This window comes from uncultured Corynebacterium sp. (assembly GCF_937999985.1).
GTDB lineage: Bacteria > Actinomycetota > Actinomycetes > Mycobacteriales > Mycobacteriaceae > Corynebacterium.
In genome coordinates this window covers 1-7,653 of the sequence record NZ_CALLDG010000157.1, presented here as the reverse complement: position 1 = coordinate 7,653, position 7,653 = coordinate 1, and the positions used below count along the sequence as shown (strand labels likewise).

The window sequence follows — 7,653 nt, the reverse complement described above, 5'->3', positions numbered from 1 at the left end:
GACGAGCCGACCAACCACCTCGACGCCGAAAGCGTGCTGTGGCTGGAGAAGCACCTGCAGACCTACCCGGGTGCCGTGCTGGCGATTACCCACGACCGCTACTTCCTGGACAACGTCGCCGAGTGGATCTGCGAGGTCGACCGCGGCAAGCTGTACCCCTACGAGGGCAACTACTCCACCTACCTGGACACCAAGGCCAAGCGCCTGGAGGTCGCCGGCAAGAAGGACGCGAAGCTGCAGAAGCGACTCAAGGAAGAGCTGCAGTGGGTCCGCTCCGGCGCGAAGGCCCGTCAGGCGAAAAACAAGGCCCGCCTGCAGCGCTACGAGGAGATGGCTGCCGAGGCGGAGAAGTACAAGAAGCTGGACTTCGAAGAGATCCAGATTCCGACCCCGCCGCGCCTGGGCAACCAGGTGGTCGAGGTCAAGGACCTGAACAAGGGATTCGACGGCCGTACCCTGATCAAGGACCTGTCGTTCACCCTGCCGCGCAACGGCATTGTGGGCGTCATCGGCCCGAACGGTGTGGGTAAGACCACCCTGTTTAAGACCATCGTTGGCCTGGAAGAGCCGGACTCCGGCGAGGTGAAGGTCGGCTCCACCGTGCAGCTGAGCTACGTGGACCAGAACCGCGAGAACATCGACCCGGAGCAGACCGTCTGGGAGGTCGTCTCCGACGGCCTGGACTTCATTCACGTCGGCCAGAACGAAATGCCTTCCCGCGCGTACCTGTCCGCTTTCGGCTTCAAGGGCCCGGACCAGCAAAAGCCTTCCAAGGTGCTGTCCGGCGGTGAGCGCAACCGCCTGAACCTGGCGCTGACGCTGAAGCAGGGCGGCAACCTGATCCTGCTGGATGAGCCAACTAACGACCTGGACGTTGAGACCCTGTCCTCCCTGGAGAACGCTCTGCAGCAGTTCCCGGGCTGCGCCGTGGTCATCTCGCACGACCGCTGGTTCCTGGACCGCACCTGTACCCACATCCTGGCTTGGGAGGGCAATGTTGCTGAAGGCCAGTGGTACTGGTTCGAGGGCAACTTCGAGGACTACGAGAAGAACAAGGTTGACCGCCTCGGCCCGGAGGCTGCACGTCCGCACCGTGTGACGCACCGCAAGCTGACCCGCTAGTCGCCGCGTGGCGCCGCAGCGCGTCGCTACAGCACGTGGCGCAGGCTAACTCCCTAGCCTGCGCCGCGTTTCTCGCTTAAAACCGTGTAACTACGTGAACCTGTGTGAAGGATGTGGCAGTATTGGTTCACGAAACAAAAGTTACCTGTGAGGTTCTAAGCGAGGTTTGAAACGCAATGCCCTTCATCGAACACGAGGCCACCGGAACTCGCTGGCACACCTGCCACCGCGAGCTCCGCTGGTCCGACTTCGACCAATACCAGCACGTCAACAACGCCAAGTATCTGGAATTCGGCCAGGACGCGCGGATGGTCTTCCTCAAAGACGTGCTGATGGAAATGGACATTGCCGTGCCCCCGATGTTCGCGCGCCACACCACTATCGACTACCCATTCCCGCTGTCGCCGGGGGAATCGGAAGTGGCCGTGGCCTCCTACTTCATCGACGTCGGGCGCAAATCCTGCACCATGCGCCAGGTCGTTCAGGATTCCGTCGGGCGGATTACCTGCACCATCGACGCAGTCATGGTGGGCATCGACGTGATGACCGGTAAGTCCCGCGAGTGGAGCGAGCAGGACATCGACAACATCAACCAATTCTTGATCCCAGAGGACCACGAGGTAGTCACCGACCGCGCCACCACCGCTGCGCGTTTCTAGGCGGCGCTTGGGGCCTCTCGCGCATTTAGCCCGACGCTGTCCCCGCAGACCTGCAAGCGCCCAGCCTGCGCGAGCTAAAGCCTTGGGGAGGGCTAAGGTGGGGGAACTATGGGCGTCACAATCGATCTACAAGGAATAATTAATTCGCGATCCGCGACCGCGGCCGTGAGTGCCATGCGGCGCGCGGGGGCGGTGATGAAGCGCGCGTTGGTGATGGATCCGGGCGCGCTGGTGCGCCTGAGCGCTGTGGGGGAGCGGTCGACGGATCTTTTCATTTCGACGCCCCTAGGCTGCGTTGCTTCCGTCCGAGTGCCCGGACAGGTGGGCGGCGCCGGCGGAGTGAGCAATGCCGGCACGGTGGCCTACGCCAGCGACGCGCTGGAGGCGATCGTCGCGTTTGAACCCGGCCAGCAGACCCTCGACCTGGGCGCGGACATGGATCTGATGTGGGTCGGCTCGCTACCTCCGCAGCAGGGCTTCGAGCTGATCGACACGGTGCCGGGGGACGTGGTGCGCAGCCTGCACGCGGACATGGCCACAGAGAACGAGGCGAACTCCGGGCCGATGGGTATCGCACGCAGCCTGCTGGAGCAGCAGGTGCTGACGGTGCAGCGTACGGACGGTGCCGCCGAGGGGGCGGAGGGTAATGACGCCACCGCCTCCGTCGCACTGGAGGGGAGAACCATCGCAGCACTCGGCGGCCTGCGGCTGGTTCCAGAGCCGGGGGAGAAGCTGCGGGACTATGACTATGTGCGCGTGAGCGCCAGCGGGTCGTGGATTCGCGTGGATGCACTGGTCGGCAGTGTGTATGCGCCCCGCCCCGGTGGGCTGGCGCGGGTGCCCGGGCCACGCTAGAGCGGCACCTCTACCCGCGCTCGGGGCCTGCTTGAACGCCCCGGCCACAGCTACCAGCTGCGCCCCTGTGGCTCGTCGGGTGTATTCACCAGCATGTGTGCAACTCGCTCCATGTGCTCCCACATGGCCGCGCGGTGCTCGTCGGGGAGCTGTTCCTTATCGATGGTGGCCATGGCGTTGCCCATCAGCTCCAGCCAGCGGTCCCGGGCGGCTGTGTCGATACGGAATTGGGCATGGCGCATCCGCAGGCGTGGGTGGCCGCGCCGGGCGTTGAACTCCGCTGGGCCGCCCCAGTACTGCACCAGGAACCAGCGCAGTCGATCTTCGGCGCCCTCGAAGTCCTGTTCCGGGTACATCGGCCCGAGGATATCGTCGGTGCGGACCTGGCGATAGAACTCGTGCACGATGGCGCGGAAGGTCTCCTCACCAACAGCGTCGTAGAAGCTAGAAGTCATGCCTCCAACCATATCTGCTCTGCGATAGCGGGCGGGGCAGGTTGAGTACAGCCACGCCTGCCGCAGAGGCGCAGCCGGGCGGTTACTCTCCCGCAGCGTCGAATGCGCGGGCAGCCTTGGCACGCGCCACTCGGTCGCGGCCTTCGGAGAGTACGCGGCGCAGGCCACTCGGGGTGTCCTCCGCCTTCACCAGTTCGGCGATGGCGGAATCCGTGGCGTCGCTGTGATCCCAAGACGGGTAGATGCCCTCCAGTGTGCGTAGAGCCATCTCCGAGTTCAGGGACTTCCACCACTCCACGGCGTGGGCAACGTAATCCTCGCTAAACCGCTGCAACAGGTCGGCGTGGCCGACGTGCACCAGGCCCGCGTTGCGGTGGCGCAGGCTCAGGTTGCTCTGCTGCGGAGCCTCCACGGTCAGCGCACGCCAAACTTGCTGCTTGGTCTTCTCATCCGGCACGGAGGAGCGCGCCTGCAGCGCCAGTGCCGCACCGCTGGAGGACTTGTCCTGGGCCTCCTCGGCGGCAATGCGCGCCTCCACCTGCTCGGGGGTTTCACCGGTTGCACGGGCCGCGGCGGTCAGCGCAATGATGATCGCCCAGCGCAGGTCCTGGTCCACGTTCAGGCCAGGAATCACCTCGGCGGCATCAGCCTCGCTCAGCAGCGCGCGCAGCACGTCCGCCGACTCCGCTGTGTGCACGCAGCCCACGTAGGCGCGGGCAAACGCCAGCTGAGCCGGGCCTTCGGTCTCGCGCGCTGCAGCCAGGAAGGCCTCGCGCAGCTGCGCCCAGCCCTCGTCCGCCCAGTCCGGGTCGGCGTAGTTCGTAGCCGCCGCGCGGGCCTGGGCCAAGATCTGCTCCAGCACTGCCAGCTCGGTCTCCTCGGCCGCGCCGCTGGCCACCAGGCCGATAAAGTCTCGCGCCCGCATCTGCGCGTTGCGCGTCATCTGCCAGGCCGCGGACCACACCAGGGCACGCGCCATCGGATCTGTGATGCGCACAATGTTCGGCTTGCCGGCTTCGGCTCCGACACCGGCCCCGCCGCTATCACCGCCGCCGATCGCCGTCGCCAGGGATCCCTCGTCCAGCGCCATGTTGCCGTAGGCCAGGTCATCGTCGTTGACCAGCACCAGGTCGCCGGCGGGCACGCCCACCAGCTCTGGAACTTCGGTGCGCTCGCCGGAAATATCCAATTCCACGCGCTTGGTGCGCTTCAGCGCTCCGCCCTTGCTGCCCGTGCCGTCGTCCTCAAAGCTATACACGCCCACGGCAATGCGGTGGGTGCGGGTCTCGCCCGCGCCGGGCTGTGCGCCGGACTGCTCCACGGCAAAGGAAGTGTAAGCCCCGTCGTTTACCTCAAAGACCGGCGCCAAGGTGTTGATGCCCGTCGTGCGCAGCCACTGGTCCGACCAGTCGGAAAGGTCGCGCCCCGAAGCCTTCTCCAGCGCCCCCAGCAGGTCCGCGAACGTTGCGTTATCCCAGGCGTGCGCCGCAAAGTGCGCGCGGATGCCTGCGAAGAACTCCTCCAGCCCCACGTAGGCCGCCAGCTGCTTCAACACGCTGGCGCCCTTGGCGTAGGTGATGCCGTCGAAGTTGGCCTCCACCGTCTCGATGTCGCCCGCGTCGGAAAACACCGGGTGGGTGGAGGACAGCTGATCCTGCGCATATGCCCACGCCTTCTCCTTGCTGTTGAAGGTCACCCATGCCGTGTCGTACTTCGTCGCCCCTGCCTGGCTCATGGCCGCCGACCAGGTGGCGAAGGATTCGTTAAGCCACAGGTCATCCCACCACTTCATGGTCACCAGGTCGCCGAACCACATGTGCGCCAGTTCGTGCAGGATCGTGTCCGCACGGCGTTCGTACTGGTAGTGGCTGGCTGCGGAGCGGAAGATGTACTCGTCGCGGATCGTCACTGCACCCGCGTTCTCCATGGCACCCATGTTGTATTCGGGGCAGAAGATCTGGTCGTACTTGTAGAACGGGTAGCCGATGCCGAACTTATCCGCGTAGTAGTCGAAGCCCTGCTTGGTCACCTCGAACAGCTCGTCGGCATCCAGGTACTCCGCCAGCGACTGGCGGCAGTACAGCGCCAGCGGCACACGCATTTCCCCGCTGGTCTGCAGGTTCTTATCCTTCGCCGCCGCGGACTCGGGGTGCTCGGTGATCGTGCCGCGCCACTCGTCGCGCACCACGTGCCACGGGCCAACGCAAAACGCAATGAGGTAGGTCGACAGCAGGTAATCCACGGTCGCACTGTGCTTCTTCTTATTGACGCCCTCAGCCTCCGCCACGGAAACCTCATTGTTCGTCACCACAGTCCACTCGGCTGGCGTGGTGAGCTCAACGTCATAGGTCGCCTTGATGTCCGGCTGGTCGAAGCAGGCGAAGACCCGCTTGGCGTCCGCAGTCTCGAACTGGGTGTACATGTAGGCCTGGTCATCGCTGGGGTCGAAGAAGCGGTGCAGACCCTGGCCCGTGGTGGAATACGGAATCTCGGCCTCCACCAGCAGCTCGTGCTGGCCACTAGACAGGCCTTCGAGCGGAATGCCCGTAGTGGCGTCATAAGTAAAATCCCCGAGCGCCGCGCCATCGAGCTCCACCCGCGACAGCGAGTCCGCACGCAGGTCCAGGAAGGTGGACCCGTCGCCGGAGGTGAAGGTGATGCGGGTCAGCGAGCGGAAGTGCTTGTTCTCGGGCTTCTCGCCGCCGGAAAGATCCAGCTGGATGGTGTAGTGAACATCGCTGATGAGGCTGGCGCGATGCTCGGCTTCGATACGGGTTAGGTTGATGGAAGTCATGCAGACCACCCTAGTAGCCGCGCCGGACAGGGTTCCCGCGCCATGGCTAGAGTGGGGGACATGACTGCTACCCAGAACAATAACCAGAACCAGACCGTAACCATGTTCTTCGACGCCATCTGCCCCTTCGCCTGGGTTACCAGCCGCTGGCTGATGGAGGTCCAGGAGGTTCGCGACGTGGAGGTGAAGTTCCAGCCGATGAGCCTTTCCGTGCTGAATGAAGGGCGCGACCTGGACCCCGCCTACCGCGAGAAGATGGATGCCGCGTGGGCGCCGGCGCGCGTGGCCACCGCGATTTGGCAGCAGCACCCGGAGAAGCTCTCCGCCTGGTACACCGCCCTGGGTACCAAGATCCACAACGAGGAGCGCGCGGATGCAACCGACCCACAGGGCTACGACGAGTTGATCGCCGAGGCTCTGGAAGAGGCCGAGTTACCCGCCGAACTGGCAAAGGTCGGCCACCTGGCTGCCGACGACGAAGGCTCCGTCGACGCGTCGTTGCGCGAATCCCAGGACAAGGCGATCGAACTGGTGGGCGATGAGGTAGGCACCCCAGTGGTGCAGCTGGGCGACGTGGCCTTCTTCGGGCCGGTTATCACCCGCATCCCGCGTGGGGAAGAGGCAGGCAAGCTGTTCGATGCCTCCGTGACCTTGGCGGCGAACCCGCACTTCTTTGAGCTGAAACGCTCCCGCACCGAAGCGCCGGTCGCTGAGTAAGACATCCGCGGTAGAACACTTGCGGAAGTAGCGCCCGCGAGCAACCGGCAACCGGCTAGACTGGCAGCATGCGTATTTACCTAGGTGCAGATCATGCCGGTTTCGAGATGAAGAACGTGATCAAGGATCACTTGACCTCCAAGGGCTTCGAGGTTGTGGACTGTGGCGCCCACACTTACGACGCGAACGACGACTACCCGGCCTTCTGCATCGCAGCGGCCAAGTCCGTGGTGGAGGACGAGGGCTCGCTGGGCATCGTGCTTGGCGGTTCCGGCAACGGCGAGCAGATCGCCGCCAACAAGGTTCCGGGCGCCCGCTGTGCGCTGGCGTGGTCCGTGGAGACCGCGAAGCTGGCCCGTGAACACAACAACGCCCAGCTGATCGGGCTGGGCGGTCGTATGCACTCCGAGGAGGAGGCGCTGGCGATTGTCGACGCTTTTGTCACCCAGCCGTGGTCCGAGGCGGAGCGCCACCAGCGCCGCATCGACATCCTGGCTGAGTACGAGCGCACGGGGGAGGCCCCCGCGCTGCCGGAGAACTAAAGATCCACGTTTGCGTGAGATCTACTCGCGAGATCTACTTTTGCGCGGTGGTGCCCGAGGTCGGGGCGCCATCGCGTTTTTGCTGCCATTCCTTCACCACGTTGGAATCCCACAGCGTCAGCCCGTTGTACTTGGCTACTGGCCGGGGTGCGCGACCGCGGCCTGCATAGCTGGTGAAGGTGCCACGAGCTGTGCCGGAGTACTCAGCGCACTGTGATGCGGTCCAGAGCTCCGTGCCGGTGTTTTTGTCGACGATAATTGGTTCCATAAAACTAGAATGTACAGCCCATAGGTAACTCATACAATTAGAGTGGCGCATTTGCTACACCTGCATACCCCCGCAACTATGCAGGTTGTAAGGCTTTTTAGCTAGTTGTGCTGGGGTGATTTTGCTGGATAGCGGGGTGTATGGTGTATCATCGCACAACGTAACGGAAGCTAGCTTCCAATGGGAATGTCGTATAGTGGCTAATACCTCAGCCTTCCAAGCTGAAGACGCGGGTTCGATT

At 64.1% G+C, this 7,653-nt stretch carries 8 protein-coding genes; 5 read left to right on the top strand and 3 right to left on the bottom strand.

Features of this window, described 5'->3' with window-relative positions:
- From ettA to Q0331_RS07595, 3 genes are all read left to right on the top strand, one after another.
- Nucleotides 1–1,122, top strand: a 1,122-nt coding sequence (ettA, locus tag Q0331_RS07605; RefSeq protein WP_298075795.1) for an energy-dependent translational throttle protein EttA, incomplete at its 5' end; no start/stop codon positions are given.
- Between the two features lie 176 nt (nt 1,123–1,298).
- On the top strand, nt 1,299–1,781 hold the full coding sequence (locus Q0331_RS07600) for a thioesterase family protein (RefSeq protein ID WP_035005369.1): 483 nt from the start codon (nt 1,299–1,301) through the stop codon (nt 1,779–1,781).
- Nucleotides 1,782–1,889: 108 nt separating this feature from the next.
- Nucleotides 1,890–2,636, top strand: a complete 747-nt coding sequence (locus Q0331_RS07595) for a hypothetical protein (RefSeq protein ID WP_298075794.1) — start codon at nt 1,890–1,892, stop codon at nt 2,634–2,636.
- 50 nt (nt 2,637–2,686) lie between these two features.
- Here Q0331_RS07595 and Q0331_RS07590 read toward each other — a convergent pair whose 3' ends face one another.
- A complete protein-coding gene (locus Q0331_RS07590; RefSeq protein WP_298075793.1) occupies nt 2,687–3,091 on the bottom strand; it encodes a globin in 405 nt (134 codons plus the stop codon).
- 82 nt (nt 3,092–3,173) lie between these two features.
- Nucleotides 3,174–5,885, bottom strand: coding sequence for an aminopeptidase N (pepN, locus tag Q0331_RS07585; protein ID WP_298075792.1), 2,712 nt, complete (start codon nt 5,883–5,885; stop codon nt 3,174–3,176).
- 42 nt (nt 5,886–5,927) lie between these two features.
- Between pepN and Q0331_RS07580 the strand changes: the two genes are divergently transcribed.
- Both Q0331_RS07580 and Q0331_RS07575 read left to right on the top strand, forming a co-directional pair.
- Nucleotides 5,928–6,602, top strand: coding sequence for a disulfide bond formation protein DsbA (locus tag Q0331_RS07580; protein WP_298075791.1), 675 nt, complete (start codon nt 5,928–5,930; stop codon nt 6,600–6,602).
- Nucleotides 6,603–6,670: 68 nt separating this feature from the next.
- The gene (locus tag Q0331_RS07575) at nt 6,671–7,144 is read left to right on the top strand and encodes a ribose-5-phosphate isomerase (protein WP_005296514.1); all 474 of its coding nucleotides are present in this window, start codon (nt 6,671–6,673) and stop codon (nt 7,142–7,144) included.
- Nucleotides 7,145–7,178: 34 nt separating this feature from the next.
- Here the strand turns inward: Q0331_RS07575 and Q0331_RS07570 are convergent, their stop codons facing one another.
- A complete protein-coding gene (locus tag Q0331_RS07570) occupies nt 7,179–7,412 on the bottom strand; it encodes a hypothetical protein (RefSeq protein ID WP_298075790.1) in 234 nt (77 codons plus the stop codon).
- Nucleotides 7,413–7,653: the final 241 nt, after the last annotated feature.